Source organism: Sphingomonas sp. CROZ-RG-20F-R02-07 (genome assembly GCF_022662335.1).
In the GTDB taxonomy this organism is placed as follows: Bacteria; Pseudomonadota; Alphaproteobacteria; order Sphingomonadales; family Sphingomonadaceae; genus Sphingomonas.
In genome coordinates this window covers 98,850-124,281 of sequence record NZ_JAKNQJ010000004.1, presented here as the reverse complement: position 1 = coordinate 124,281, position 25,432 = coordinate 98,850, and the positions used below count along the sequence as shown (strand labels likewise).

Annotated in this window: 24 protein-coding genes and 1 tRNA gene; 18 read left to right on the top strand and 7 right to left on the bottom strand. The window is 67.9% G+C overall.

All coding sequences use genetic code 11. The features are described 5' to 3' along the window. Positions 1–60: 60 nt before the first annotated feature. The 4 genes from L8H00_RS08280 to L8H00_RS08265 are packed head-to-tail and all read left to right on the top strand — an operon-like array spanning position 61 to position 7,764. Positions 61–1,611: a tryptophan halogenase family protein gene (locus L8H00_RS08280; RefSeq protein ID WP_242096832.1), complete on the top strand. Its 1,551-nt coding sequence runs from the start codon at positions 61–63 to the stop codon at positions 1,609–1,611. An 11-nt stretch (positions 1,612–1,622) separates the two neighbouring features. Continuing rightward, complete coding sequence (locus L8H00_RS08275; protein WP_242096831.1) at positions 1,623–3,113, top strand: glucoamylase family protein; 1,491 nt, start codon at positions 1,623–1,625, stop codon at positions 3,111–3,113. Continuing rightward, positions 3,110–5,359: a glycoside hydrolase family 3 N-terminal domain-containing protein gene (locus L8H00_RS08270; RefSeq protein ID WP_242096830.1), complete on the top strand. Its 2,250-nt coding sequence runs from the start codon at positions 3,110–3,112 to the stop codon at positions 5,357–5,359. Before L8H00_RS08275 ends, L8H00_RS08270 begins: the two co-directional genes overlap by 4 nt. Then, complete coding sequence (locus tag L8H00_RS08265; protein ID WP_242096829.1) at positions 5,356–7,764, top strand: TIM-barrel domain-containing protein; 2,409 nt, start codon at positions 5,356–5,358, stop codon at positions 7,762–7,764. The genes L8H00_RS08270 and L8H00_RS08265 overlap by 4 nt, the downstream gene beginning before the upstream one ends. Before the next feature lie 250 nt (positions 7,765–8,014). Here the strand turns inward: L8H00_RS08265 and L8H00_RS08260 are convergent. Beyond that, positions 8,015–8,104: transfer RNA gene (locus L8H00_RS08260), tRNA-Ser, on the bottom strand. Between the two features lie 122 nt (positions 8,105–8,226). Between L8H00_RS08260 and hspQ the strand changes: the two genes are divergently transcribed. The 13 genes from hspQ (at position 8,227) to lptG (ending at position 19,711) form a co-directional block, all read left to right on the top strand. After that, positions 8,227–8,607, top strand: a complete 381-nt coding sequence (gene hspQ / locus L8H00_RS08255; protein WP_242096828.1) for a heat shock protein HspQ — start codon at positions 8,227–8,229, stop codon at positions 8,605–8,607. Positions 8,608–8,724: 117 nt separating this feature from the next. Further along, a complete protein-coding gene (gene rplU, locus L8H00_RS08250) occupies positions 8,725–9,063 on the top strand; it encodes a 50S ribosomal protein L21 (protein WP_242096827.1) in 339 nt (112 codons plus the stop codon). A gap of 14 nt (positions 9,064–9,077) precedes the next feature. Beyond that, positions 9,078–9,347 carry a 50S ribosomal protein L27 gene (gene rpmA / locus L8H00_RS08245; protein WP_242096826.1) on the top strand — a complete coding sequence of 90 codons (270 nt, stop codon included), beginning with the start codon at positions 9,078–9,080 and terminating at the stop codon, positions 9,345–9,347. A 185-nt stretch (positions 9,348–9,532) separates the two neighbouring features. Then, complete coding sequence (locus L8H00_RS08240) at positions 9,533–10,054, top strand: GNAT family N-acetyltransferase (protein ID WP_242096825.1); 522 nt, start codon at positions 9,533–9,535, stop codon at positions 10,052–10,054. 49 nt (positions 10,055–10,103) lie between these two features. Beyond that, entirely contained in the window at positions 10,104–10,685 is a 582-nt protein-coding gene (locus tag L8H00_RS08235; protein ID WP_242096824.1) for a TetR/AcrR family transcriptional regulator, read from the top strand. A gap of 53 nt (positions 10,686–10,738) precedes the next feature. Next, a complete protein-coding gene (gene obgE, locus L8H00_RS08230; protein WP_242096823.1) occupies positions 10,739–11,785 on the top strand; it encodes a GTPase ObgE in 1,047 nt (348 codons plus the stop codon). A 4-nt stretch (positions 11,786–11,789) separates the two neighbouring features. Further along, positions 11,790–12,890 (top strand): glutamate 5-kinase, encoded by a 1,101-nt coding sequence (proB, locus tag L8H00_RS08225; protein WP_242096822.1) that lies wholly within the window; start codon positions 11,790–11,792, stop codon positions 12,888–12,890. Continuing rightward, complete coding sequence (locus tag L8H00_RS08220) at positions 12,887–13,786, top strand: NAD(P)H-binding protein (protein ID WP_242096821.1); 900 nt, start codon at positions 12,887–12,889, stop codon at positions 13,784–13,786. Before proB ends, L8H00_RS08220 begins: the two co-directional genes overlap by 4 nt. A 57-nt stretch (positions 13,787–13,843) precedes the next feature. Continuing rightward, positions 13,844–14,086 carry an acyl carrier protein gene (locus L8H00_RS08215; protein ID WP_242096820.1) on the top strand — a complete coding sequence of 81 codons (243 nt, stop codon included), beginning with the start codon at positions 13,844–13,846 and terminating at the stop codon, positions 14,084–14,086. 1 nt (position 14,087) lies between these two features. After that, on the top strand, positions 14,088–15,350 hold the full coding sequence (locus tag L8H00_RS08210) for an aminotransferase class I/II-fold pyridoxal phosphate-dependent enzyme (protein WP_242096819.1): 1,263 nt from the start codon (positions 14,088–14,090) through the stop codon (positions 15,348–15,350). Between the two features lie 51 nt (positions 15,351–15,401). After that, positions 15,402–17,339, top strand: coding sequence for an ATP-binding protein (locus L8H00_RS08205; protein ID WP_242096818.1), 1,938 nt, complete (start codon positions 15,402–15,404; stop codon positions 17,337–17,339). Between the two features lie 81 nt (positions 17,340–17,420). Then, positions 17,421–18,614, top strand: coding sequence for an LPS export ABC transporter permease LptF (lptF, locus tag L8H00_RS08200; protein WP_242096817.1), 1,194 nt, complete (start codon positions 17,421–17,423; stop codon positions 18,612–18,614). After that, entirely contained in the window at positions 18,611–19,711 is a 1,101-nt protein-coding gene (gene lptG, locus L8H00_RS08195; protein WP_242096816.1) for an LPS export ABC transporter permease LptG, read from the top strand. Before lptF ends, lptG begins: the two co-directional genes overlap by 4 nt. A gap of 19 nt (positions 19,712–19,730) precedes the next feature. On the opposite strand, the gene L8H00_RS08190 is transcribed toward lptG, so the two are convergent. Further along, positions 19,731–20,831 (bottom strand): fatty acid desaturase, encoded by a 1,101-nt coding sequence (locus L8H00_RS08190; RefSeq protein WP_242096815.1) that lies wholly within the window; start codon positions 20,829–20,831, stop codon positions 19,731–19,733. A 158-nt stretch (positions 20,832–20,989) separates the two neighbouring features. Here L8H00_RS08190 and L8H00_RS08185 point away from each other — a divergent pair, with 158 nt between their 5' ends. Next, positions 20,990–22,141, top strand: coding sequence for an N-acetyltransferase (locus L8H00_RS08185; protein WP_242096814.1), 1,152 nt, complete (start codon positions 20,990–20,992; stop codon positions 22,139–22,141). Positions 22,142–22,329: 188 nt separating this feature from the next. On the opposite strand, the gene L8H00_RS08180 is transcribed toward L8H00_RS08185, so the two are convergent. Genes L8H00_RS08180 through L8H00_RS08160 form a run of 5 tightly spaced genes read right to left on the bottom strand, consistent with a single transcriptional unit; the run spans position 22,330 to position 25,411 of the window. Next, positions 22,330–22,632 carry a hypothetical protein gene (locus L8H00_RS08180; RefSeq protein ID WP_242096813.1) on the bottom strand — a complete coding sequence of 101 codons (303 nt, stop codon included), beginning with the start codon at positions 22,630–22,632 and terminating at the stop codon, positions 22,330–22,332. Between the two features lie 17 nt (positions 22,633–22,649). Beyond that, positions 22,650–23,447, bottom strand: a complete 798-nt coding sequence (locus L8H00_RS08175; RefSeq protein WP_242096812.1) for a transporter — start codon at positions 23,445–23,447, stop codon at positions 22,650–22,652. A 43-nt stretch (positions 23,448–23,490) separates the two neighbouring features. Beyond that, the gene (gene xth, locus L8H00_RS08170) at positions 23,491–24,261 is read right to left on the bottom strand and encodes an exodeoxyribonuclease III (RefSeq protein WP_242096811.1); all 771 of its coding nucleotides are present in this window, start codon (positions 24,259–24,261) and stop codon (positions 23,491–23,493) included. 8 nt (positions 24,262–24,269) lie between these two features. Then, positions 24,270–24,608, bottom strand: a complete 339-nt coding sequence (gene erpA, locus L8H00_RS08165) for an iron-sulfur cluster insertion protein ErpA (RefSeq protein WP_242096810.1) — start codon at positions 24,606–24,608, stop codon at positions 24,270–24,272. Between the two features lie 53 nt (positions 24,609–24,661). Continuing rightward, the gene (locus L8H00_RS08160) at positions 24,662–25,411 is read right to left on the bottom strand and encodes a M23 family metallopeptidase (RefSeq protein ID WP_242096809.1); all 750 of its coding nucleotides are present in this window, start codon (positions 25,409–25,411) and stop codon (positions 24,662–24,664) included. Positions 25,412–25,432: the final 21 nt, after the last annotated feature.

Sequence of the window (25,432 nt, the reverse complement as noted above, 5' to 3'; positions counted from 1 at the left end):
ACCGGTTCCGGTATGCGAGGCGTGCCTGGATCGCGGCACTCAAACCCTGAACGGTGATCGATGACGGAACAGCAAGGCGCGGCGCCGATCCGGTCGGTGGCGATCATCGGCGGCGGTTCCGCGGGCTGGATGAGCGCGGCTGCCATCTCCAAGATGTTCGGTCGCAAGATCGACGTGACGCTGGTGGAATCGGAGGAGATCGGGCTGATCGGCGTCGGCGAGGCGACCGTCCCTCACCTTTCCGCCTTCAACCGCATGCTCGAGATCGACGAAGCGGAATTCGTCCGCGAGACGCAGGGCAGCTTCAAGCTCGGCATCCGGTTCGACGACTGGGGCCGGATCGGCGACAGCTACGTCCACGGCTTCGGCACCATCGGCCGCGATCTGGGGCTGCTGCCGTTCCACCAATATTGGTTGAAGGCGCGGGCCAGGGGGCAGGCGAAGGATATCGGCGCCTATTCGCTGAACACGGTCGCCGCGCCACTCGGCAAGTTCATGGCAGCGCCGAGTGACGCCCCCAAGGGCTCGCCACTCGCCGACATCGCCTATGCCTATCATTTCGATGCGGTGCTCTATGCCCGTTTCCTCCGCCGCCGGGCCGAGGCGCAGGGTGTGCGACGCGTCGAGGGCAAGGTCGTCACCGTGCATCGGGGTGGAGACCGCGGTTTCGTCGACAGCGTACAACTGGAAAGCGGCGAGCGCATCCGCGCAGACCTGTTTCTCGATTGCACCGGCTTTCGCGCATTGCTGATCGGCGATGCGCTGGAGGTCGGGTTCGACGACTGGACGCACTGGCTGCCGTGCGACCGTGCGCTGGCGGTGCCGTGTGAAAAGATGGGGCCGCCGACCCCCTATACCCGCTCGACCGCGCGCGAGGCGGGATGGCAGTGGCGCATCCCGCTGCAGCATCGGACCGGCAACGGCCATGTCTACAGCAGCGCCTTCACCACCGACGACCGCGCAGCGGATATTCTGCTGGCGAATCTCGACGGCAAGCCCTTGGCCGATCCGAAGCCGATCCGCTTCACGACCGGGAAGCGCCGCAAGTTGTGGGATCGCAACGTCATCGCCATCGGTCTTGCCGGCGGCTTTCTCGAGCCGTTGGAATCGACCGCGATCTATCTCGTCCAGGCGGGTATCAACCGCCTGATGCATCTGTTCCCGCACGCCGACTGCGACGTCGCATTGCAGGACGTCTACAACGAGCAATCGACGTTCGAATACGAGCGCATCCGCGATTTCCTGATCCTGCACTACCACGTCACGCAGCGGGATGATTCGCCGTTCTGGAACCATATGCGGATGATGACCGTGCCGGAGGCGCTGCAGCGCAACATCGACCTGTTCGGTGCCGATGGCCAATTCTTCCGCGATGGCTCCGAGATGTTCGGGCTGGCGAGTTGGGTACAGGTGATGCTCGGCCAGGGCTTGAACCCGCGCACCCATCACCCGGCGGTCGACTGGGTCGCCGACGCCGATCTGCACGCGCTGATCGATCATGTCGGAAAGGTGATCGCCTCGAACGTGTCGCTGATGCCGTCGCACGAGCAGTTCATCGCGCGATGTTGCGCTGCGCCCGGTCACGGCGCGGCGGGCGGGCGCCGGTCTTGAGGAGCGAAGCGATGCATATGGATCGGCGTGGTCTGCTTCGCGGGGGTGTCGGCCTCGGCCTTGCACTCGGCGGCGGCGTTTCCGTCAGGGCGGAAAGGGCGGGATCGCTGGACCCGGTGCTCGCCGATCTTCACCGGCGCACCTTTCGCTATTTCTGGGACACCGCGCACCCGGTGACCGGCTTGGCACCCGACAACTGGCCGTCACCGAATTTCGCCTCGATCGCGGCGACCGGCTTCGCGCTCACCGCCTACTGCATCGGCGCGGCGAGTGGCTATGTCGCGCGCGCCGCGGCGGCACGCCGTGCGCTGACGACGCTGGCCACCTTCGCGCGGGGTCGACAGGGGCCCGAGCCGACCGGCAGCATCGGTCACAAGGGCTTCTTCTACCATTTTCTCGACATGGCCGGCGCCACGCGGTTCGGGCGGTGCGAATTGTCGAGCGTCGACACCGCGCTCTTCCTGGGCGGCGCGCTGACGGCGGCGGGCTATTTCGACCGTGACGATCCGATCGAGGCGCAAGTGCGCGCGACAGCGCTCCGCCTGTACGAAGGCGTCGACTGGACCTTCATGGCGCGCGACAACGGGCTCGTCAGCATGGGCTGGCATCCGGAGCCGGGCCTGCGCGACCATGATGCGCGCGGCCTGATCGACCGCAACTGGGATCGCTACAACGAGGGCATGCTGATCTATCTGCTCGGTCTCGCCTCGCCGACGCACCCGCTTCCGCCCCAGACATGGGCGAGTTGGAGCGCGACGGTCGGGACAAGCTGGCGCAGCGACTTCGGTGAACCGCGGCTCGGCTTCTCGCCGATGTTCGGCCACCAATATTCCCATGGCTGGTACGACTTCCGCGGGGTCGCCGATGGCTTCATGCGCGGCAAGGGCATCGACTATTTCATCAACTCGCAGCGCGCGACGGCGGCGCAGCGAGCCTATGCGATCGCTAACCCCGGCGGTTTCGTCGGCTATGGCGCGGACTGCTGGGGCCTGACAGCGTGCCAGGGGCCGGCAGACGCGTCCGGTGCGGTGCGCGGCCGGCGCGTGCTGTTCCGCGAATATGGCGCGCGTGGCATCCAGGACGGCGACGGCGAGTCGTTCGACGACGGTACGATCGCGCCCACGGCTGCGATCGGTTCGGTGATGTTCAGGCCCGACCTGGGCGTGCCGCTGATCCGTGCGCTGCGGGCGCGGTACGGCGCTGCGATCTACCGCGACTATGGCTTTGTCGACGCGTTCAATCCCAGCTTCCCCGCCGACATGCCGACCAAGACCGGCGCCCACGATCCGCGCGCGGGCTGGGTATGCGGCGAGTATCTGGGCATCGATCAGGGACCGATCCTGATCGGGCTGGAAAATCATCGGTCCGGACTCGTCTGGGACTGGTTCTGTCGAAGCGCTGCCAGCGGCCCCATCATCCGTCGCGGCTTTCACGCCGCCGGCTTTCGCCCCGTCGCAGCGGCTGGCGCGTGGCTCGGCCATTCTCGAGGAGCATCTGCATGACCCTTTCACGCCGCGCGATCCTGAAGGGCGCTTCCGCGCTGGCCGTCACGGTGGCGACGGGGCCGCTGCTCGCCCGGCCGGGCCGGATCGCGCCGCGGATCGATGCGCTGATCGCAGCCATGAGCCTGGAGGAGAAGGCCGGGCAGCTTTCGATCTACAGCGATCCCGTCCGCAACGATGGCGCCGCGGTCAATCCCGGTCTCCAGCGCCAGGGGCTGGTCGAGCTGAAGGCGCGGATCGCGCGTGGCGAACTGACCGGACTGTTCAACGGCTCGGGTGTGGCCCTCGGGCGCGCGTTGCAGCAGGTCGCGGTCGAGCAGACGCGGCACAAGATCCCGCTGATCTTCGCTGGCGACGTCATCCATGGTTTCCGCACCCAGTTTCCAATCCCGCTCGGGGAGGCGGCGAGCTTCGATCCATCGCTCGCCGAGCGCACGGCGCGTGCCGCCGCAATCGAGGCAACCGCGCGTGGGCTCCACTGGACCTTCGCGCCGATGGTCGACGTGGCGCGCGACGAGCGTTGGGGCCGCGTGGCCGAGGGGTCGGGCGAGGATCCGTGGCTCGGCGCGCAGTTCGGCGTCGCACGCGTCAAAGGATTTCAGGGCAAGGACCTGCGCGATCCGACGAGCATGCTCTCATGCCCGAAACACTTTGCCGCTTATGGCGCGGTGCAGGGTGGCATGGAGTACAACACCGCCGACATCCCGCTGACGACGCTGTGGCAGGTCCATCTGCCGCCGTTCCGCGCGGCCTTCGACGCGGGCGCATTGTCGACGATGGCGAGCTTCAACGACATCGCCGGTGTGCCCTCTACCGGCAGCCATTATCTGCTCACCGAGGTTCTGCGCGACCAATGGGACTTCCACGGCCTTGTCGTGTCCGATTATACCGGCGACGAGGAATTGATCCTGCACGGCTACGCCGCCGACGGACCCGATGCGGTCGTCAAGGCGCTGACCGCGGGCTGCGACATTTCGATGCAGAGCGGCCTCTACTGGAAGCATTTGCCCGATCTGGCGCGGGCCGGGCGGGTGCCGATGGCCGTGATCGACCGGGCGGTGCGCCGCGTGCTCGCGGTGAAGGAAGCGCTCGGGCTGTTCGACGATCCCTATCGCTCGCTCGACCCGGCGCGCGAGGCGGCGGACATACGCCGACCCGAGACGGTGGCGCTGGCGCGGGAAGCGGCGCGCAAGTCGGTCGTGCTGTTGAAGAACGACGGCGGGCTCCTCCCACTGGCCAAGACCGGAGCGATCGCCCTGATCGGGCCTGCCGTGTCCGATCGGGCCGACCTGCCGGGCCCATGGGCGGTGTTTCCCGACGTCGCCAACCACGTCACGATCGAGGAAGGCTTCCGCGCCGCGCTGGGATCGGGCGCGCGGCTGCACGTCGCGCGCGGATCGGATTACGAGGCACCGCTCGCCGGCGGGATCGCGGCGGCGATGGCGGCCGCGCGGGCGAGCGACGTGATCGTGCTGGTGGTGGGCGAGAGCATGGGCATGTCGGGCGAAGCGCAGGCCCGCGTCGATATCGGCGTGCCCGCGCCCCAGCTCGCGCTGGCCGAGGCGCTCGCCGCGCTCGGCAAGCCGATGGTGGTGCTGCTGCGCCACGGCCGCGCGCTCGCGCTGACCGGCGCGGTGCGCGCCGCACCGGCGATCATGGCGACATGGTTCCTGGGGTCGGAAACCGGCCATGCGCTTGCCGACCTCGTGTTCGGCGACGCCGCACCCCAGGGACGCCTGCCGGTCAGCTTTCCCCAGGCCTCGGGGCAGGAGCCGTTCTTCTACGACCACCGGCCGACCGGGCGGCCGCAGCTGACCGACGATAAAGCCTATAAGGCGCGATACCGTGAAGTGACGAACGCGCCGCTTTATCCGTTCGGTCATGGCCTGACCTATTCGACGATCGCCTATGGTTCGACCGTCGCGCCGGCGCGGATGGCGGCCGGTGGCGCGCTGACGGTTACCGCCACCGTCACCAACACCGGCCATCGGCCGGCCCACGAGGTGGCGCAGCTTTACATTCATGACCGGGTGGCGGGCATCACCCAGCCCATCCGCGTGCTGAAGGGCATCCGGCATCTCGATCTCGCGCCCGGCCAGAGCGCGACCGTCGCCTTCACGCTGACCGCGGCCGATCTGGGCTATGTCCATGCCGATCTGACGAGCTACCCCGATCCCGGCGCCTTCGACGTCGTGATCGCGCCGTCGGCGACGGGCGGCACGCCGGCAAGCTTCGTTCTGGCATGAGGGGCCGGCATATCGTGCTGCTCGCGGCCATGGCGCTGACGGCAGCCAGCGCCTCCGCGCGGACGACCGATCGCTACACGGTCGCGCAGGGCGGCGTGGTGCTGGAGATAACGGCGCCGCGGGACGACATCGTGCGCGTACGCGCCGGCCATCCCGCGCTGCCGGAGGATGCGTCATGGGCGGTGCCGGCCGATGTGCGGGCGCACCGCGTGCCGTTCACGGTCGTGGAATCGGGCGACGAGACGCGGCTGACCACCGCCGCGATCACCGTCACGCTCGACCGGATACATCTGCGGATGACGATCGCGGACCGTGCCGGTCACGTGCTGCTCGACGACGCGCCGGGCGACGCGCTGGCCTTCGACACCGCAGGCGGTTTCCACGTCCGCAAGGCGATGCCGAACGACGCGCATTTCTTCGGCCTGGGGGACAAGACCGGTCCGCTCGACCGGCGGGGCGGCGCCTTCACCTTGTGGAACAGCGACTCGTTCGGCTTCGGCCCGGCGACGGACCCGCTCTACAAGTCGGTGCCGTTCGTGATCGGGCTGCAGGACGGCGGCACCAGCTTCGGCCTGTTCCTCGACGACACGTGGCGCAGCAACTTCGATTTCGGCAAAGCGGAGCGCGACACCTGGTCGTTCGGTGCCGAAGGCGGGCCGCTCGACTATTATGTCATGGCCGGAGCAGGGCCGAAGGCGATCGTGCAGGATTACACCTATCTGACGGGAAGGCCGCCGCTCACCCCGCTCTGGGCGCTGGGTTTCCAGCAATCGCACTGGAGCTACATGACGCAGGGCGAGGTGCAGGGCATCGCCGACCGCCTGCGCCGCGACCACATCCCCGCCGACGCGCTATGGCTCGACATCGACTATCAGGATCGTGATCGTCCATTCACCGTCGACACGAAGGCGTTCCCGGATCTGCCCGGCCTGGTGCGGTCGCTCGCGACGCAGGACCTTCACCTCGTTGCCATCACCGACCTCCACATCGCGGATGCGCCCGGCCAAGGCTATGCCGCCTATGACAGCGGAAACGCGGCGGACATCTTCGTCAAGCGGCCCGACGGACGGCCCTATGTCGGTCCGGTCTGGCCAGGCCCTTCGGTGTTTCCGGATTTCAGCCGCCCCAAGGCGCGGGCGTGGTGGGGCAACCAGTTCCGCGCCCTCGTCGGCATGGGGGTCTCGGGCTTCTGGAACGATATGAACGAGCCCTCGGTGTTCGATACGCCCACCAAGACCATGCCGCTCGATGTCCGCCACCGGATCGAGGAACCCGGCTTCGCACCCCGCACGGCCACGCATGCCGAGATGCACAACGTCTATGGTCTGCTCAACACGCGCGCGACCTATGAGGGGGTGCTCGCGCTCGCGCCCGACCGCCGGCCGTTCGTGATGACGCGCGCCTCCTATGCCGGCGGCCAGCGCTATGCCGCGACCTGGACCGGCGACAACCTATCGAGTTGGGCGCATCTCAATCTGTCGACGACGCAGCTCATCAGCCTGGGGCTGTCCGGCTTCGCCTATGCGGGCGACGACATCGGCGGCTTCGCCGGCGATGCGCCATCGCCCGAACTCCTGACGCGCTGGATCGAGGTGGGCGCCTTCAATCCGATCTTCCGCGATCACTACCAGAAGGACAAGCCGGCGCAGGAGGTGTGGGTCCATGGCCCGGAGCAGGAAGCGATCCGCCGCCGCTACATCGAGGAACGCTACCGGTTGCTGCCGTATCTCTATGCGCTGGCGGACGAGAACAGCCGTACCGGCCTGCCGCTGATGCGGCCGGTGTTTCTCGACTATCCCGGGGTGGTGGCCAAGGGCGACCATCTCGGCGGCACCGAACAGCAGTTCATGCTGGGCGACGATCTGCTCGTGGCGCCGCCGCCGACGCCCGAATCGCCGGCGGCCTATACCAACCCTCTGCCCGGTTCCGGCTGGTATGATTACTGGACCGGCCAGCGCATCTCGGCCGCGGCCACGAACGAGAAGCCGACGCTCGACCGCCTCGCCGTGTTCGTGCGGCCAGGCGCGATCGTTCCCCGCCAGCCGCTGGTGCAGGCGACGGGCGAGGTGCCGAAGGGCAATTTGGCGCTTGGCGTCTATCCCGGCGCAGACTGCCGCGGCTCGCTGTACCTCGACGACGGCGTGAGCTTCGCCTATCGGCACGGGGACTATCTGCGGCAGCGCGTGACGTGCGACGCCACCCACCTGGTCTTCGCGGCACGGGAGGGTCGTTTCCACCCCTGGTGGCATGCGATCGACGTGACGTTACACGCGTGGACGTCTGCTTTGCCGCACGTCGCCGTGGCGGGCCGGCCAGTGCCGGCGCGGGTCGATGCCAACGCGCATACGCTGCTCTTCACGATACCGGACATGCCGCACCCCACGACCGTGACGATCGGCGGCTGACACGAGGGCTTTGCCAACCGGGTTGCGGACCGAGCAGAAACTGGCCCCGGGTTGCAGAGCCGCGGCTGCCATCGCTGTCGAGCGATAAAGCCACCAACTTACCTCTATCAACTCTAACGTTCAGGAATGACCACGACGCCACCTACCATATGCTCGGATTGGGGTGAGCACATCTGTCCACCTGCGTGTCAGCATTTGGCAGGAAACATCCGCCTAGATCATCCAGAACCAATGCCAACGGGCGGGTAAATGGCGGAGAGGGTGGGATTCGAACCCACGGTACCCGTTAGGGCACGCCGCATTTCGAGTGCGGTACATTCGACCACTCTGCCACCTCTCCGCGAGGATCTTACGGCCCTGCTGGATGCGGGGTCGGCCGGTCGAGGGGCGCGCCCTAACGCAATCATTTGGGGGATACAAGGGGCTGCTTGTGCGCTGCGAAACAATGATTAGATTGCAGGCATGCCCCGTCACGACATCACCGAACACGCCGCCGCCACCGAGGTGAAGGCGCCCCCGATCGCGCATGCCCGGTTCTCGATCGGCGACGTGGTGCGTCACCGGATGTTCGATTTTCGCGGCGTGATCTTCGACGTCGACCCGGTCTTCGCCAACAGCGAGGAATGGTATGACGCGATTCCCGAAGGCGTGCGGCCCCGCAAGGACCAGCCCTTCTATCACCTGCTCGCCGAGAACATGGAATCGAGCTACGTCGCCTATGTCAGCCAGCAGAATCTGGTGGCGGACGAAAGCGACGAGCCGGTGGACCATCCCGCGATATCGGGATTGTTCGTCGGCTATGCCGATGGCCGCTACCGCCTGCGCCAGCAGCATCGCCACTGAGGCGCCAATCGCCTGCTAGTTTGGGTTGACACTCCGCCCCCCCTCGCCTAGCTCGCGCTTTCTTCCCGCCGGGTCTCGCCTGCGCGGGGCACAGGTGTTTTTGGAAAGAAGAGAGCCATGTTCGCAATCGTGCGCACGGGCGGCAAGCAGTACCGCGTCGCCGCCGGAGACAAGATCGTCGTCGAGAAGATCGACGGCGAAGCCGGCGCGTCGGTGACGCTCGGTGATGTGCTGCTCGCGGGCGAAGGCTCGGAGCTGCGTTCGGTCGAGGGTTTCACGGTCGCCGCCGAGATCATCGCGCAGGCGAAGGCGGACAAGGTCATCGTCTTCAAGAAGCGCCGCCGTCACAACTACCGCCGCAAGAACGGCCATCGCCAGCAGCACACGATCCTGAAGATCGTGAGCGTCGGCGGTCAAACCGCAGCCGGGCACGACGCCCCGGCCGCCCAGGCGTAAGGAGCGAATTCGACATGGCACATAAGAAAGCAGGCGGTTCGTCGCGCAACGGTCGCGATTCGGCCGGTCGCCGCCTCGGCGTGAAGAAGTTCGGCGGTCAGGAAGCGATCGCGGGCAACATCCTCGTGCGCCAGCGCGGCACGAAATTCTATCCGGGCGCCGGCGTCGGCATGGGCACCGATCATACGCTCTTCGCGCTGGTCGACGGCCGAGTCGCGTTCAAGGAAGGCCGTCTCGGCCGCAAATTCTGCTTCATCGAGCAAATGGCGAACGCCGCCGAATAACGGGCAACCGGCCGGGTTGCCCACCAGGGTGACCCGGGTTCGCGAAAGCGATACCGAACAAGGGAGCAGGGTCACCCCGGCTCCCTTTTTTCGTGCCTCCCTCCATCTGTCGCCGGCCCGTCACACGGACGTGCCAGCGCCCGCAAAAGGAGGATGCCGACGTGTTCGCACGGACCAAGAGATTGATGTTGCGGCCAAGTTGGCCCGAGGACGCGCCCGCGCTGGCCGCCGCGATCGGCGAGGCCAGGGTCGCGCGGATGCTGACGCGCGTGCCGCATCCCTACACGCTGGCCGATGCGCAGGCCTTCGTCGCCCTGCCCCGCAGCGCACATGACGCACGCTTCCTGGTGTTCGCGCATGAGGGCGACGCGCCCGAACTGGTGGGCGGGATCGGCATCAGCGACGAAGGTGGCACGCCGCAGCTCGGCTATTGGCTGAAGCCGGACGCATGGGGTCGCGGCTATGCGACCGAAGCCGGCCGCGCGGTGATCGACATGGCGCGTCATGCCCTGCCGATCGGCCGGCTGGGCGCGTGGCATTTCCTCGACAATCCGGCATCGGGCCGCGTGCTGCACAAGCTTGGTTTCCGGCCCACGGGCGCGGTGATGGCGAAGGCGTCGGCAGCGCGCGAAGGCGAGTTTCCGTCCGCGGCCTATGTCCTCGATCTGGACGGGCGAAGGAGCGAGCCCGTGCCGATCGCGGCCTAGCCGGCGCCTGCACGATTGCCTTCGCCCGTTTTTGCGCCGAAACGCCCCCATGCCCGCCGCCACCCCGCCCCGCCGCCGTCTCCCGCCCGGCGAATCGCGCGATGCCGCGCTGGAGGCGGCGCGCGCGCTGCTCGTGGAACAGGGGCCCTCGAGCGTCACGCTGAAGGCGGTGGCCGCGCGCATCGGGCGGACGCACGCCAATGTGCTGCACCATTTCGGCTCGGCGGAAGGGTTGCAGAAGGCGTTGATCGAACGGATGGCGATGGGGATCGTGGCCATGATCCGCGCCGCCGTGCTCAGCGTCCGCGCCGGCGAGCAGCAGCCGCGCGACGTGGTGGACCTGACGTTCGACGCGTTCGGCAAGGGCGGCGCGGGCGCGCTGGCGAGCTGGATGATCCTCAGCGGCGACGAGGATGCGCTCGATCCGATCCTGACCGCGATCCACGATCTGGTCGACGAACTCGCCGAGGGGCACATGCCCGATGAAAAGCCGATCCACGAAGAGACCCTGCAATTGGTGCTGATGGCGCTGGGCGACGCGCTGCTCGGCCGGCCGATGGCGCGCGCGCTGGGGCTGCCACGCGACACCGCGCGGGCGCTCGCGACCGAGGCGCTGCTGGCCAAGCGGTGACGCCCGGCGTTAAACCGTCGCTTTAAGACCGCTAAGCCGTTACGGGACGCGCCATGCATTTTCTCGACCAGGCCAAGATCTTCACGCGTTCGGGCGCCGGCGGCCCCGGCGCCGTCAGCTTCCGTCGCGAGAAGTACATCGAATATGGCGGCCCCGATGGCGGCAATGGCGGCAAGGGCGGCGACATCATCTTCGAGGCGGTCGCCGGGCTCAACACGCTGATCGACTTTCGCTACACCCAGCATTTCCGTGCGCCGCGCGGCCATGGCGGATCGGGGCAGAACTGCACCGGCGCGGGCGGCGACGATCTCGTCATCAAGGTGCCGGTGGGCACGCAGGTGCTGTCCGAGGATCGCGAGGAGGTGCTGCTCGATTTCACCGAGGCCGGGCAGCGCAAGATCTTCCTGCGCGGCGGCGACGGCGGGCGCGGCAACGCGACCTACAAGACCGCGACCAACCGCGCGCCGCGCCAGCACGGCACCGGCTGGCCGTACCAGGAGGCCTGGGTGTGGCTGCGCCTCAAGCTGCTCGCCGATGCCGGGCTGGTGGGGCTGCCCAATGCGGGCAAATCCACCTTCATCAACGCGGTGACCAACGCGCAGGCGAAGGTCGGCGCCTATGCCTTCACCACGACGCGCCCGCAGCTCGGCGTGGTGCGCCACAAGGCGCGCGAATTCGTGGTGGCCGACATCCCGGGGCTGATCGAGGGCGCGGCAGATGGCGCAGGCATCGGCGACCGGTTCCTCGGCCATATCGAACGCTGCCGCGTGCTGCTGCATCTGGTGGACGCCAATGATGCGAACGTCGCCGAATCGTACAGGATCGTGCGCGACGAGCTGGAGAATTACGGTGCCGGGCTGACCGACAAGACGGTCGTCGTGGCGCTCAACAAGGTGGACATGCTCGATGCCGAGCTGATCGCCGCCCTGTCGGCCGAGCTGGCCGAGGCGAGCGGCGCGCCGGTGTTGCCGCTGTCGGGCGCGAGCGGCGACGGCGTCGAGGCGGTGCTCGACCGGTTGCTCGAGGCGATCGGCAGCAAGGCGACGGTGGTCGCGGCCGATGACGAGGGCGAGGACGAGATCGCGTGGTCGCCGGTCTGACGCGATGATCTTCGCCCCCGCCGATTGCGCGCGGCTGATCGTCAAGGTCGGCTCCGCGCTGCTCGTCGATCCCGATGGCGGGGTGCGGCGCGAATGGCTGGGCGGGCTCGTCGCCGATGTTGCGGAGCGCGTGCGCGACGGACAGCAGGTGGCGATCGTGTCGTCGGGCGCGATCGCGCTGGGTGCGCGGCGGCTGGGGCTGGGCAAAGGTGGCCGTGCCAGCCTGGAGGACGCGCAGGCGGCCGCCGCGACCGGGCAGATCGCGCTCTGCCATGTCTGGGCCGAGCTCCTCGCCGCGCAGGGGCTCGTCGCCGCGCAAATGCTGGTGACGCTGGACGATCTGGAGGATCGCCGTCGCTATCTCAACGCCGCGGCGACGCTCGGGCGGCTGCTCGGGCTGGGCGCGGTGCCCGTCATCAACGAGAATGACAGCGTGGCGACCGCGGAGATCCGCTTCGGCGACAATGACCGGCTCGCCGCGCGCGTGGCGCAGGCGGCGAGCGCACAGGGCGTGGTGCTGCTGTCTGACGTCGACGGACTCTACGATGCCGATCCGCATCAGAACCCCGCCGCACGGCATATTCCCCGCGTCGACCGGATCGATTCGATCGCCGCGCTGGCGGGCGCGGGTTCGGCGTCGGGCATGGGATCGGGCGGCATGGTTTCGAAGATCGCCGCGGCGCGGATCGCGACGGGCGCGGGCGTGGGGCTCGTCATCGCCTCCGGGCGGGTCGACCGGCCGCTTTCCACCGAGGCGCGGCACACGGTCTTCGTCCCCGAACGCGCGGCGCCGGCGCGCAAGGCGTGGCTGTCGGGCGGGCTTACCGCGCGGGGCACGATCCGGATCGATGCCGGCGCGGCGGCGGCACTGGCGGCGGGGGGCAGCCTGCTCTCGGCCGGGGCGACCGCGATCGAGGGCGATTTCGTCCGCGGCGATCTGGTGGTGATCGCCGGCCCCGATGGCATGGTGGCGCGCGGGCTGGCGGAATATGATTCGGCCGATGCCGCGCGGCTGCTGGGCAAGCGCAGCGACGAGCACGCCGCGATCCTCGGCCACGAGCCCCGCGCCGCGCTGGTCCACCGCAACCATCTGGCGCTGCTGTGATCCTAGCGCTCACCGGCGGCACCGGCTTCGTCGGCGGACATCTGATCGACCAGGCGCTGGCCGAGGGGCATGATGTCCGCGCGCTGGCCCGGCGGCCGCAGCCGGCGCGCGAGGGCGTGACGTGGATCGCGGGCGCGCTGGACGACGCCGCCGCCCTCGCCGCGCTGGTCGAGGGCGCCGACGCCGTCGTCCACGTCGCGGGCGTGGTGAACGCGGCCGACCGTGCGGGTTTCGTCGCCGGCAATGTCGAGGGCACGCGCGCGGTGATCGCCGCGGCGACCCGCGCCGGCACGCGCCGCTTCGTCCATGTCTCGTCGCTGTCCGCACGCGAGCCGCATCTTTCCGATTATGGCTGGTCCAAGGCGGAGGCGGAGCGGCTGGTTGAATCGAGCGCGCTCGCCTGGACGATCGTGCGCCCCACCGGCATCTATGGCCCCCGCGACACCGAGATGCGCGACATGTTCCGCATCGCCCGATACGGGCTCGCGCTGCTGCCGCCGCCGGGGCGCGTGTCGGTGGTCGCGGTCGAGGATCTGGCCGAATTGCTGCTCGCGCTTGCCGCCACCGATGGTGCACGCACCGTCTATGAGGTGGACGATGGCGGCACCGGGATGACGCATGCCGAACTCGCCCATGCGATCGGCGCTGCGGTGGGGCGGCGGGTGTGGCCGATCCACCTGCCCGCGTCGTTGCTGCGCGCGGGCGCCGCGATCGACGCTCAGCTGCGCGGGCCGGGTGCCAAGCTGACCGCGGACCGCGCCCGTTATCTCTGCCATGCCGACTGGACGGCGGATCCGGCGAAGCGCCCGCCCTCGTCGCTCTGGACGCCGCGGACGCTCACGCCCGCGGGGCTCGCCGCGACCGCCGCATGGTATCGCACACACCGCCTGCTATAGGCGTCGAAAAGCCGCCGCATTTGGCTGCCAGAGCCTCGGCACCCGCAAAGGACCATCATGAGCGACCGCCAGACCATCTTCGACACCGTCGCCGCGCAGATCGCGCCCTTCAACAAGAAGGGCGTCGCACTGTCCGAAGCCACGACGTTCCAGGGCGATCTCGAATGGGACAGCCTGACGGTCATGGATTTCGTCGCCGCGATCGAGGACGAGTTCGACATCATCATCACGATGAACATGCAGGCGGATATCGAGACGGTCGGCCAGCTGGTCGACGCGGTCGAAAAGCTGAGGGGCTGAGATGACCGAAACCGGATTCCAGGCCGAGGCCCTGCCGATCGATCCGCCGACGGTCGCGCCCGAACGCGACCTGATGAGCAAGTTCGACGGCCTGATCGCCGAACGCCGCGCCTTGCTCGACACCGGCGTGCGCGATCCGTTCGCGATCGTGATGGAAGAGGTGAAATCGCCCACCGAGGCGGTGATCCGCGGCAAGGACACGATCCTGCTCGGCACCTATAATTACATGGGCATGACGTTCGATCCCGACGTGATCGCTGCCGGCAAGACCGCGCTCGATCGCTTCGGTTCGGGCACCAACGGCAGCCGGATGCTGAACGGCACCTTCCACGATCATATCGAGGTGGAGGACGCGCTACGCGACTTCTACGCCATGACCGGCGCGATCGTGTTCTCGACCGGCTACATGGCCAATCTGGGCATGATCTCGACGCTCGCCGGCAAGGGTGAATATGTCGTTCTCGATGCCGACAGCCATGCCTCGATCTATGACGGGTGTGCGCAGGGCAATGCCGAGATCGTGCGCTTCCGCCACAATTCGGTCGAGGATCTCGACAAGAGGCTCGGGCGGCTGCCGAAGGAGCCCGCCAAGCTGGTGGTGCTGGAGGGCGTCTATTCGATGCTCGGCGACATCGCGCCGCTACGCGAGATGGTCGCGGTGGCGAAGAAACATGGCTGCATGGTGCTGGTCGACGAAGCGCATTCGATGGGCTTTTTCGGTCCCAACGGCCGCGGCGTGTACGAAGATCAGGATCTCGCCGACCAGGTGGATTTCATCGTCGGCACCTTTTCCAAATCTGTCGGCACCGTCGGCGGCTTCTGCGTTTCGAACCATCCGAAGTTCGAGGCGATCCGCCTCGCCTGCCGCGCCTATATCTTCACCGCCAGCCTGCCGCCCTCGGTCGTCGCCACCGCTGCGGAATCGATCCGCAAGCTGGCGGTCGCGCACGACAAGCGCGCCCGGCTGTGGAGCAACGCGCGCACGCTGCATGGCGCGTTGACCGACATGGGATTCCGGCTGGGCACGCAGACGCCCGAATCGGCGATCATCGCGGTGATCCTCGACGATCAGGAACAGGCCGTCACGATGTGGCAGGCGCTGCTGGAGGCGGGGCTGTACGTCAACATGGCCCGCCCGCCCGCGACGCCGGCCGGCACCTTCCTGCTGCGCTGCTCGCTGTGCGCCGAACATACACCGGCACAGATCGAGCGGATCACGGCGATGTTTCGCGCGGCGGGCCAGGCCGTGGGCGTCATCGGCTGAAGCGCGTGGGGGCGCTTTTCACGCCAATCGGCATCCGATAGGATCGCCGTCATGACGCGGGACGAGCGGGACGCACCGGCCCCCGGAGGCTGGCCAGCCTGGCGCACCATCACGCTGGTCGCGATGGCGCTGCTGGGCGCGGCCGTTTTGATCGCGCTGATCCTGACGCTCGGCAGCGCCAATCGCGAACGCGACGCCGCGCTCCGGCGGCAGACGCACAGCTATGACGTGATGATCCTCGCGCGCACGCTGGCGGGGACGATCGCCCGGTCCGAGGCGTCGCTCGGCCGTTATGTCATCAGCGGCGACAAGCAGCTGGGCCAGCTCTATTTCGACGAGTGGCAACAGGCGGGCGGCCAGATCGACCGGCTCGACCAGATCACCGACGACAATGTCGAGCAGCAGCCGCGGATCGACCGGCTGCGCGACGCCTATGAGACGCGCGGCAAGGAATTGTCGCTGATCGCGCTCTCGACCAACTACAAGCTCAACGAGCAGGCGCTGGCCCGCTATTACAAGGCGCGCAAGGCCGCTTCGCTGACGGAGATCAACGCCGAGCTGGACGAGATCATCGATCGCGAACACAGCCTGCTCGACGAGCGCACCGCGACCGCGATGGCCTCGGTCGACCGGTCGAGCCGCATCGCGGGCGTGCTTGCGATCTTCGGCATCCTGATCGTGCTGGGGGCGATCGCGCTGGGCTGGCTCACGGTGAAGGCGATCGGCGAGCGCGCCCTTGCGCGGGCGGACGCGGACGCGGCGCAGGAGCGCGCCGTCGAACTCGCCGCCGCGGTGGCCCAGGCGACCGACGAACTGCGCACGCAGGAGGCCAAGCTCCGCCAGGCGCAGAAGATGGACGCGGTCGGCCAATTGACCGGTGGGATCGCGCATGATTTCAATAACATGCTCGCGGTCGTGCTCGGCGGACTCGAGCTTGCGCAACGCAGCCTGCACGACGGCGCGACCGCACGCCGCCACCTCGACAGCGCGCGGGAGGGCGCCGATCGCGCCGCCGCGCTCACCCGCCGCCTGCTCGCGTTCAGCCGCGAGGAATCGCTGAAGCCCGAGCCGATCGGCGTCGGCGCGCTGGTCGGCGGCATGACCAATCTGCTCGACCGGACGCTGGGCGATGCGATCACCGTCACCACCGACGACCGATCGCAGGGCTGGCGGGTCTGCGCGGACCGGCTCCAGCTCGAAAACGCGATTCTCAATCTGGCCGTCAACGCGCGCGACGCGATGAATGGGCGCGGCACGCTCGGCATTGCGGTCGCATGCGCGACGCTCGCCGCGGGCGAAGTGGGCGCGTGCGCCGCGGGCGATCACGTCACCATCGCGGTCGCCGACAGCGGCGAGGGCATGGCGCCCGAGATCGTCGAGCGGGTGTTCGAGCCGTTCTTCACCACCAAGCCCGTCGGCAAGGGAACGGGACTGGGGCTGAGCCAGATCTTCGCACTCGTCCGCCAATTGGACGGGGATGTCGACATCGCCAGCACGCCGGGCGTGGGCACGACGGTGACGCTCTACATCCCACGCGAATCCGCTCCCGCGCACGCCGCCGAAGTATCGAGCGCGATCGCCGATCCGGGCAGCCCGCGTGCTCGCGCCGCGCTTCGCGTCCTGGTCGTGGAGGACGATCCGCGCGTCCTGGCCGCGACCAGCCAGGCGCTCGTCGAGCTCGGCCATCATGTCGTGCCCTGCGACGATCCCTTCGCGGCCGGCGCGCTGATCGACGCGCATGCCATCGACATCATCCTGTCCGACGTGCTGATGCCGCGTCGTACGGGGCCGGAGATGATCGCCGCGCTCGGCGACCGGATCGCCGCTGTCGCCGTCCTGTACGTCACGGGTTTTGCGGGCGAGGTGAACGCCAGCGAGTTCGGCGAGCACGGCGTGTTGCGCAAGCCGTTCACGCTCGCCGCGCTGGAACAGGCGATCGCCGCCGCCGTCGCCGCGACGCCCGCGCAGCAGCAGATCGCCGCCGAATGACCGGCGCCTTTTTCGGCTGACGCTCGCCCCCTGCCCCTCTATACGTGGCCGCCATTCCAGCGGAGCCGCGTTTCCAGCCCCATGAAATCCATCGACCGCTACATGGCCCGGCTCATCGCGGTCCCGCTCTTCTCCACGCTGATCGTCGCCGCGATGCTGCTGGTGCTCGACCGGATGCTGCGGCTGTTCGATTTCGTGGCAACCGAAGGCGGCCCGATCAGCGTGGTGTGGCGGATGCTCGCCAATCTTCTGCCCGAATATCTGGGGCTCGGCATTCCGATCGGCCTGATGCTGGGCGTGCTGCTCGCCTTTCGCCGGATCGCCACGACCTCCGAACTGGACGTGATGCGCGGCGTGGGCATGAGCTACGGCCGGCTGCTTCGCGTGCCCTATATGTATGCGATCGTGCTCGCGGCGATCAACATCGGCATCGTCGGCTATGTCCAGCCGACCTCACGCTACGCGTACGAACAGCTTCGCTTCGAACTGCGCACCGGGGCGCTCGGCGCGTCGATCAAGGTGGGCGAGTTCACCCATCTGGGCGACCGGATGACGATGCGGATCGAGCAGAGTCGCGACGAGGGGCGCAAACTTTCCGGCATCTTCGTGCACGCGCAGACCGCCAAGGGCGACTGGCTGGGCGTCACCGCCGCCAGCGGCCAGTTCCTCGCGACCGACGATCCCAACGTCATCATCTTTCGCCTGACCAACGGCACGCTGATCCACAACCGGATCGGGTTCAACGTGCCGCGCGTGCTGACCTTCAGCCAGCACGACCTGCCGATCGATCTCCCGAAATTCGAAAGCTTCCGCCAGCGCGGCGGCGGCAATCTCGAATATACGCTGCCCGAACTCGCGCGCGCCGGCCATCACGCGCAAAGCCTTCAGGAGCGCAACGGCAGCCGGTCCGAATTCCATTTCCGTCTGACCGAGGTCGCCTCGATGTTCCTGCTGCCGCTTCTGGCTCTCGCGCTCGGCGTGCCGCCCAAGCGATCGTCGTCCGCGCTCGGCGTGTTCGTCGCGATCGTGATGATCGTGGTGTATTTCAAAGTGAACCAATATGCTGCCGGCGTCGGCGATCTCGGCAAGGTGGATCCGCTGATCGCGCTGTGGGGCCCGTTCGCGGTGTTCGCCGGGCTGGTGCTGTGGATGTACTATACCATCGCCTATGTGCCCGGCGGCCAGCCGATCGGTGCGCTGGAACGCGGCTTTTCGAAGATCGCGAAGGCCGTCACCCGCCGCATGCCCGGCCAGCGCAGAGAGGCGTCGCGATGACCCTGAAGGGCCTCTTCCCGTCGCCGACCGTGGCGGCCTATATGGCGCGGCTGTTCCTCGTGCGGACGTTCGGCATCCTGGGCGGGCTGGTGCTCGTGCTGCTCACGCTCAACCTTCTGTCCGAATCCAGCAAGATCCTGGCCTATCACGGCAACGGCCAGGCCGAGATCTGGCGCTATGTGTCGCTGCGCGGGCCCGAGCTGATCGCGTTCGGCCTGACCTATTCGGTGCTGCCGGGCACGATCCTGACGCTGATGACGATGAACCAGAATAGCGAGATCATCGCGCTGAAGGCATCCGGCATGTCGGCGCATCAGGTGCTCGCGCCGCTGATCGTCGCCAGTTTCGGCATCGCGGTGCTGAGCTTCGCCTTCAACGACCGGATCGTCAGCCGGGCCCAGGCCACGCTCGATCAATGGGAAAAGGTCGGTTACGGCCCCCTCCCGATCGACCGCGGCGACCGCACCAATGTGTGGGTACGCGACGGCGACGACCTGATCGAGGTGGACCAGGTGCGGGGCCGCGGGGCCGGCGCCGTGCTGGGGGGCGTGACGCTCTACGATCGCGCGGGGGGCAATCTCGCCGGCATCATCCGCGCGCCCCGGGGGCGGCTGGCGAAGAACGGCTGGTCGATCGGACCCGATGCGACCCGCTTCGACGTGCGCGCGGGAACGCTGACGCATCTGGGGACCATCGTGGTCGGCAAGGGCGTGCGCCCCGATCAGTTGACGCTCGCCACGGTGAACGCGGACGGCCTGTCCTTCGGCGCGCTCAAGGCGGCGATCGGCGATCTCTCGGGCGCGGGCCGTCCCACGAAAGCACTGGAAGGCGCCTTGTGGCACAAGCTGTCGGGGCCCCTTTCGGCCTGCCTGATGCCGCTGCTGGGCGCGGTGGCGGCGTTCGGCATCGCGCGCTCGGGCAAGCTGTTCATCCGCGCGGTCGCGGGGATGATGCTGGGCTTCGCCTATTTCGTCGCGGACAATTTCGCGCTCGCGATGGGCAGCCTGGGCGCCTACCCGCCCTTCCTCGCGGCCTGGGCGCCGTTCCTGCTGTTCTTCCTGATCGGCGAAGCGGTGCTGTTCCGATCCGAGGAATAGGCGCGGCGCCGGTGGGGCTTCAGCGGCGCACCACCATCGTGCTGCGCGCGATCCGCGCGACCAGGCCGGGCAATCCCGGATAGCTCGCCTTGTGATAGACCGACTGCGCGTCGAGCACCGCCGAGATGCGACGGTGCGCCTCACCCAGCGCATGATAGGGCAGCCCCGGCAGCAGATGGTGGAGCGCGTGGTAGCGCAGGCCCACCGGCGCCCACAAAGCCGGCAGCAGCGCCGGCGGCGGCACGTTCACCGTGTCGAGATATTGCGCGGTGACGCTCATCGGTTCACCGTCATTCTCCCACAGATGCGCCACCAGCGTGCGCACCTGGTTGACCACCGCGACGCCCGACGCGACACCGAGAAAGGTCAGGAACGCGCGCAGCGGCAGCACGCCCGTCACGGTCATCGCGATCAGCGCGATCGCCCACAGGCTCGCCGCCGTCTCGACGCGATCCCAATAGCACCGCGCCTCGCCTTCGGGCGCGCGGCGGCGGAATTGCGGGTTGATCGCCAGCGCCGAATACCGCTCCACCACCGCGGTGCGCAGCCGCGCCGACAGCAGCGAGATCGGCGACAGCACGGCGAAGCGGAAGAGCAGCGCGATCGGCGCGAGCGCGGAAATGAAGATGAACACCGGCAGCGTCCACGGCTTCATGAGCGCGAGCGGCAGATATTCGGGATCCTCGATGGTGCCATACCGCGTCTTGGCGTGATGGAGATTGTGCACGCCCTCGTACATGAACGACGGCGTGAGCATCGGCACGCCGATCAGCGCGTTCCAGCCATGACGAAAGCCCGGCAGCGCCGCATGCTTCATATGGCTCACCTCATGAATGAAGCTCAGGCCACGATAGAGGCCGAGCATCGCGACCACCGCCGCGGCGATCGCCCATCCGGCGGACGCGACGCTCACCGACACCGCGAGCGCGCCATAGCCGACCGCCGCCGAGGCGATCAGATCCGCCCAGTAGACGCGCGGGCGCGGCTGGACGAGGTCCCGCGTCAGATCGGCGGCGGCACGCAGCATCGCCTTGTCGTCCGCCACCTTGAGCGGCGCGGCACGGGGCGCGGGAGCGGCAGGCACGGCCGAGCCGCGGTCGAGGCGTAGCGAGGTATCCATGAGGCTGTCCATTACCGGCAGATAGTGGCGACGGCATGGCATTACAGGGGTCGCCCGCACGCGCCCCGTCGCCGGCGGTGCAAACATCGCTCGCCAATGGCCATATTGCTGACGTAACGACGCGGCATACCGTCTGCGCAACGAAACCGGAGGCCGCCTTGGCAACCCTGACCATCCGCCCGATCGAATCGAAGCGAGACCGCAAGACCTTCATCGACCTGCCGTTCCGCCTCTACCGCGACGATCCCCATTGGGTGCCGCCGTTGAAGGGTGAGGCGCTGGGGCTCCTCACGCCCGAGAAGAACGGCTGGTTCAGCCATGCGAAGGCGCAATTGTTCCTGGCCGAAGAGGACGGACGCGTGGTCGGGCGGATCTCGGCGCATATCGACACGCTCGCGCTCACCATGCCCGCCGAACAGGGCTTCGGCCCGGGCGTGGGCCAATGGGGGCTGATGGATGCGGAGCGCGAGGACATCTTCGTCGCGCTGCTCGCCCGGGCGGAGCAATGGCTGCGCGATCAGGGCATGACGCGTGCTCTCGGCCCGATCAGCATGTCGATCTGGGAAGAGCCGGGCCTGCTGGTCGACGGCTTCGACCATCCGCCGACGATCATGATGGGCCATGCAAAGCCCGAATATCGCGGCTGGATCGAACGCGCGGGCTATGCCCCGGTGCGCGAACTCTACACTTATGATCTTGATATCACCCAGGAATTTCCGCCGATCGTGAAGCGGATCATCAAATCGGGCGAGAACAATCCGCGGATCGTCGTCCGCCAGGTGGACAAGACGAAGTTCGAGGAGGAGGCGGCGATCATCCTCTCGATCCTCAACGACGCCTGGTCCGACAATTGGGGCTTCGTTCCCCTCACCCCGCCCGAGATCAAGGATGTGGGCGTAAAGTTGAAGCCGATCGTGTTCAACGACCTGATCCGCATCGCAGAACTGGACGGCAGGCCCGTCGCGTTCATGATTACGCTTCCCGACCTCAACGAGGCGATCAAGCCGCTGAACGGATCGCTGCTGCCGTTCGGCTGGGCCAAGCTGCTGTTGTGGCTGCGCGCGCCCAAGGTGAAGACGATGCGCGTGCCGCTGATGGGCGTGGTGAAGGAGCTGCAATCGTCGCGGATGGCCAGCCAGCTCGCCTTCATGATGATCGAATATATCCGCAAGGCCTCGGTCGCGCGCTACGGCGCCAGCCGCGGCGAGATCGGCTGGATCCTGGAGGACAATCAGGGCATGCGATCGATCGCCGAGACGATCCAGTGCCGGATCAACAAGACCTATATCGTGTACGAGCGCACGCTCTGAACATGATGATGTCGGATCGACCGTTCGTGCTGAGCGTGTCGAAGCACAGACCAGGTGCGATTCACGCGGAGGCGCGGAGAAAGACAATTGGCCGCGCTTGCGGCCTTCATCACACAATGCGCAGGAACAGGCGCTACCGCGCCCAAGAACTCTCCGCACCTCCGCGCCTCCCGACCGAATGACGCGCGTCAGTCCTTCTTGCCCTTGCCGAACGGCACCCTGATCGTGACCGCGGCGCCTTGCGACGTCGCGCCCTGCAGGTCGCGTTGAAAGGCATGGACGTTCCCGGTGGCGTGACCCGGCAGGCGAAAGGTCATCCGGTCCTGCGGCGATGCGACGCGTTCCTCGGGCAGCTTCACGAGCCTGGGCGGATCGCTCTTGCGCGCGCAGACGGTGATCTCGCCATCGTCGCCAGCCGGGCATGGCCGCGCCGTCACCGACAAGGGCGGCAACGGCGGTGAAGCCGGTAGACCGGCGACCGCCTGAAGCATCAGGGCCGCCGGCAGTATCAGAAGAGCACCGCCCCGCCCGTGACCAGCCGGATATCGGGCGAATCATGGTTCAGCCCGGCGACCGCCAGCACGTCGAACTGGAGCCGCTTGGTGGGCCGCCAAGCGGTCGAAAGTGCCGCGAGCGCGTGTGTTTCATGCCCCTGCGGATCGTCGTCGCGCTCGAGCTCGAGCTCGGCATAGACGTTGACGTTGTCCGCCAGTTTGTAACGCAGGCCGCCGATGCCGTTATACGCGAGATGCCGCCCTTCGCCGGACTGGTTCGCCGCCGCGTCCGCCTCGCCGGTGAACGACACCGATAGCTTCTTGGTAAGCTCATATTGCACGGGCACGATCGCGCCCGCGCTCCACGTTCCCGCGCCAACCGGATAGCGCCCCGACGGCAGCGTGACGAAGCCCTGAACGCCGGCCGAGAAAGGCTTGCCCTCGGCGCCGGCAAGATGCTCGCGCAGCGCGAGCGTCACGTCACCGATGCCGTTCACCGTGTCGATCTGCCCCGTCGCCTTGTCGCGCGCGCGATCATGGCCGTAAGCGGTCCAGCCGAGCTGCACCTCGGTATCCTTGCCGATGCCCAGCCTGGCCAGAAAATCGCCGGCGATCACGCGGTCCTCGCGCTGGTCGGGCTGGTCGTTCCGCTCCCAATCGAGGAAGGAATATTCGAACTGAACCTGGCCGGTCTCGGTGGTGCAGCTCGATCCGCCGATGCTCGGCCGCGTGGGGCAGAAGCGCGGCTCGTCCTGCGCCAAGGCCGGCGACGCCGCCGCCAGCCCGAGGCCGACCAAGATCCAACGTCGCATCATCCATTCCCCTTCGACCCGCCCGGCCGCTCGGGGCATGCGGCTAGCGCAACCGCACCCAGGTCGGCGCATGATCGCTGGCCTTTTCGCGCGCGCGATACGCCTTGTCGACCCCTGCATCGACCAGCCGGTCGGCCGCCTGCGGGCTGAGCAGCATATGATCGATCCGGAAGCCGGCGTCGCGCTGCCATGCGCCCGCCTGGTAATCCCAGAACGTCCACACGCCGCCGCCCGGCGCGCGCGTGCGCAACGCATCGATCCAGCCCTGCGCCAGCAGCCGGCGATACGCCGCGCGGCTCTCAGGCTGCATCAGCGCATCCTCCGCCATGGCGCGCACCGAATAGGTGTCGTCATCATTGGGGATCACGTTGTAATCGCCCGCCAGCACCACGGGGACTTCCTCGGCGAGCAATTCGCGGCCCCGCGCCGCCAGCCGGTCGAACCAGCGCAGCTTGTAATCGAATTTGGGGCCGGGGCGCGGATTGCCGTTGGGCAGATAGATCGAGGCGACCACCAAGCCGTCTATGTCCGCCTCCAGATAGCGGCTATGCTCGTCCTCCGGCTCGCCCGCCAGGCCGCGCTGCCGCTCGATCGGCTGTTGGCCGCGGGCGAGCACGGCGACGCCGTTCCAGCTCTTCTGCCCGTGCCACAGCGCCCCATAGCCGGCGGCTTCGATATCCGCGGCGGGAAAGGTCTCGTCGCTGGTCTTCAGTTCCTGGAGACACACGATCTCCGGCTGTTCTTCGGCCAGATATTCGAGCAGGCGCGGCAGGCGCGCCTTGATCCCGTTGATGTTAAAGGTGACGAGCTTCACGCGCCGGCTCAGACCGCGAAGCTGGTGCCGCAGCCGCAGCCGCTCGCCGCGTTGGGGTTCTCGACCTTGAACGCCGCGCCACCCAGCGATTCGACATAATCGACCGCGCAACCGCGGACGAGATCGAGGCTGATGCTGTCCACCACGAGCCGCACGCCGTCGGTTTCCGCCACGCTGTCGTCATTCGCGACCGCGTCGGCGAAACCGAACTTGTACTGGAAACCCGAGCAGCCACCGCCATCGACCGAGAGGCGCAGAATCGGCGGCTTGCCCTGCTTGGCGGCGATCGTCGCCACCCGCGCGGCGGCGGAGGGGGTGAGCGTGATCTCGGATGCGCGCGTTGCCATGCCGATCAGATAGGCGCGCGCGAGCTGCCGGGCAACCTCTCCGCGCCGACGCCTCAATCCTGCGCGGCGGGGCCCGTCGAGACGGGGATCGCGTGGACCGCATGATCCTGCGCGGCGATCAGATAATCGGTGCTGGTCAGGAAGGGCGCGGGGTTCACCGCCTTGCCGTCGATGCGGACCTCGTAATGGAGGTGCGGGCCGGTCGAGCGGCCGGTCGAGCCCATCAGGCCGATCAACTGGCCGCGCGCGACGTGCGCGCCATTCTCGACGATGATCTTGGAGAGATGGCCGTAGCGGGTGGCGATGCCCTTGCCGTGATCGATCTCGATCATGTTGCCATAGCCGCCGGCGCGCTGTGCCTCGTCGACGGTGCCGTCGGCGGTGGCATAGACCGGCGTGCCGACCGGGCCGGGGATATCGACGCCGGCATGCATCCGTGCGGTGCCCTGGAACGGATCGCTGCGGATGCCGAAATTGCTGGTGAAGGCGAGCCGCTGGACCGGCTGGACGGAGGGGATGGCGATCCCGCCAATCCGCGCGCCCGGTGCCGCGTCGAGCTTCTTCCACGACAGGAACAGGCTGCGGAACTGCCGATCGCCCGCCATCTCGGTCGCACCGCCCACGGTGGACCCGGGAAGCGTCGATTGCGAAAGCTGCGCGACATTGGCCATCTGTGCGCTCTGCACATCTGCCGAGGCGCCGGGTTCGGCGGCCTGGGCGATGCCACCGAAGGCGATGGCCGAGAGCAGAACCCACTTCGCCCGCATCATCGTCGCGGCGCCAACCTTGTCGAACTGTGCCATCGGACCCCAATTGCATTCGCA

Excerpts from the sequence above, each read along its gene's own strand:
- L8H00_RS08280 (WP_242096832.1), top strand. The coding sequence starts at position 61 with ATGACGGAACAGCAAGGCGCGGCGCCGATCCGGTCGGTGGCGATCATC.
- L8H00_RS08275 (WP_242096831.1), top strand. The coding sequence starts at position 1,623 with ATGCATATGGATCGGCGTGGTCTGCTTCGCGGGGGTGTCGGCCTCGGC.
- L8H00_RS08270 (WP_242096830.1), top strand. The coding sequence starts at position 3,110 with ATGACCCTTTCACGCCGCGCGATCCTGAAGGGCGCTTCCGCGCTGGCC.
- L8H00_RS08265 (WP_242096829.1), top strand. The coding sequence starts at position 5,356 with ATGAGGGGCCGGCATATCGTGCTGCTCGCGGCCATGGCGCTGACGGCA.
- hspQ (WP_242096828.1), top strand. The coding sequence starts at position 8,227 with ATGCCCCGTCACGACATCACCGAACACGCCGCCGCCACCGAGGTGAAG.
- rplU (WP_242096827.1), top strand. The coding sequence starts at position 8,725 with ATGTTCGCAATCGTGCGCACGGGCGGCAAGCAGTACCGCGTCGCCGCC.
- rpmA (WP_242096826.1), top strand. The coding sequence starts at position 9,078 with ATGGCACATAAGAAAGCAGGCGGTTCGTCGCGCAACGGTCGCGATTCG.
- L8H00_RS08240 (WP_242096825.1), top strand. The coding sequence starts at position 9,533 with ATGTTGCGGCCAAGTTGGCCCGAGGACGCGCCCGCGCTGGCCGCCGCG.
- L8H00_RS08235 (WP_242096824.1), top strand. The coding sequence starts at position 10,104 with ATGCCCGCCGCCACCCCGCCCCGCCGCCGTCTCCCGCCCGGCGAATCG.
- obgE (WP_242096823.1), top strand. The coding sequence starts at position 10,739 with ATGCATTTTCTCGACCAGGCCAAGATCTTCACGCGTTCGGGCGCCGGC.
- proB (WP_242096822.1), top strand. The coding sequence starts at position 11,790 with ATGATCTTCGCCCCCGCCGATTGCGCGCGGCTGATCGTCAAGGTCGGC.
- L8H00_RS08215 (WP_242096820.1), top strand. The coding sequence starts at position 13,844 with ATGAGCGACCGCCAGACCATCTTCGACACCGTCGCCGCGCAGATCGCG.
- L8H00_RS08210 (WP_242096819.1), top strand. The coding sequence starts at position 14,088 with ATGACCGAAACCGGATTCCAGGCCGAGGCCCTGCCGATCGATCCGCCG.
- L8H00_RS08205 (WP_242096818.1), top strand. The coding sequence starts at position 15,402 with ATGACGCGGGACGAGCGGGACGCACCGGCCCCCGGAGGCTGGCCAGCC.
- lptF (WP_242096817.1), top strand. The coding sequence starts at position 17,421 with ATGAAATCCATCGACCGCTACATGGCCCGGCTCATCGCGGTCCCGCTC.
- lptG (WP_242096816.1), top strand. The coding sequence starts at position 18,611 with ATGACCCTGAAGGGCCTCTTCCCGTCGCCGACCGTGGCGGCCTATATG.
- L8H00_RS08190 (WP_242096815.1), bottom strand. The coding sequence starts at position 20,831 with ATGGATACCTCGCTACGCCTCGACCGCGGCTCGGCCGTGCCTGCCGCT.
- L8H00_RS08180 (WP_242096813.1), bottom strand. The coding sequence starts at position 22,632 with ATGCTTCAGGCGGTCGCCGGTCTACCGGCTTCACCGCCGTTGCCGCCC.
- L8H00_RS08175 (WP_242096812.1), bottom strand. The coding sequence starts at position 23,447 with ATGCGACGTTGGATCTTGGTCGGCCTCGGGCTGGCGGCGGCGTCGCCG.
- erpA (WP_242096810.1), bottom strand. The coding sequence starts at position 24,608 with ATGGCAACGCGCGCATCCGAGATCACGCTCACCCCCTCCGCCGCCGCG.
- L8H00_RS08160 (WP_242096809.1), bottom strand. The coding sequence starts at position 25,411 with ATGGCACAGTTCGACAAGGTTGGCGCCGCGACGATGATGCGGGCGAAG.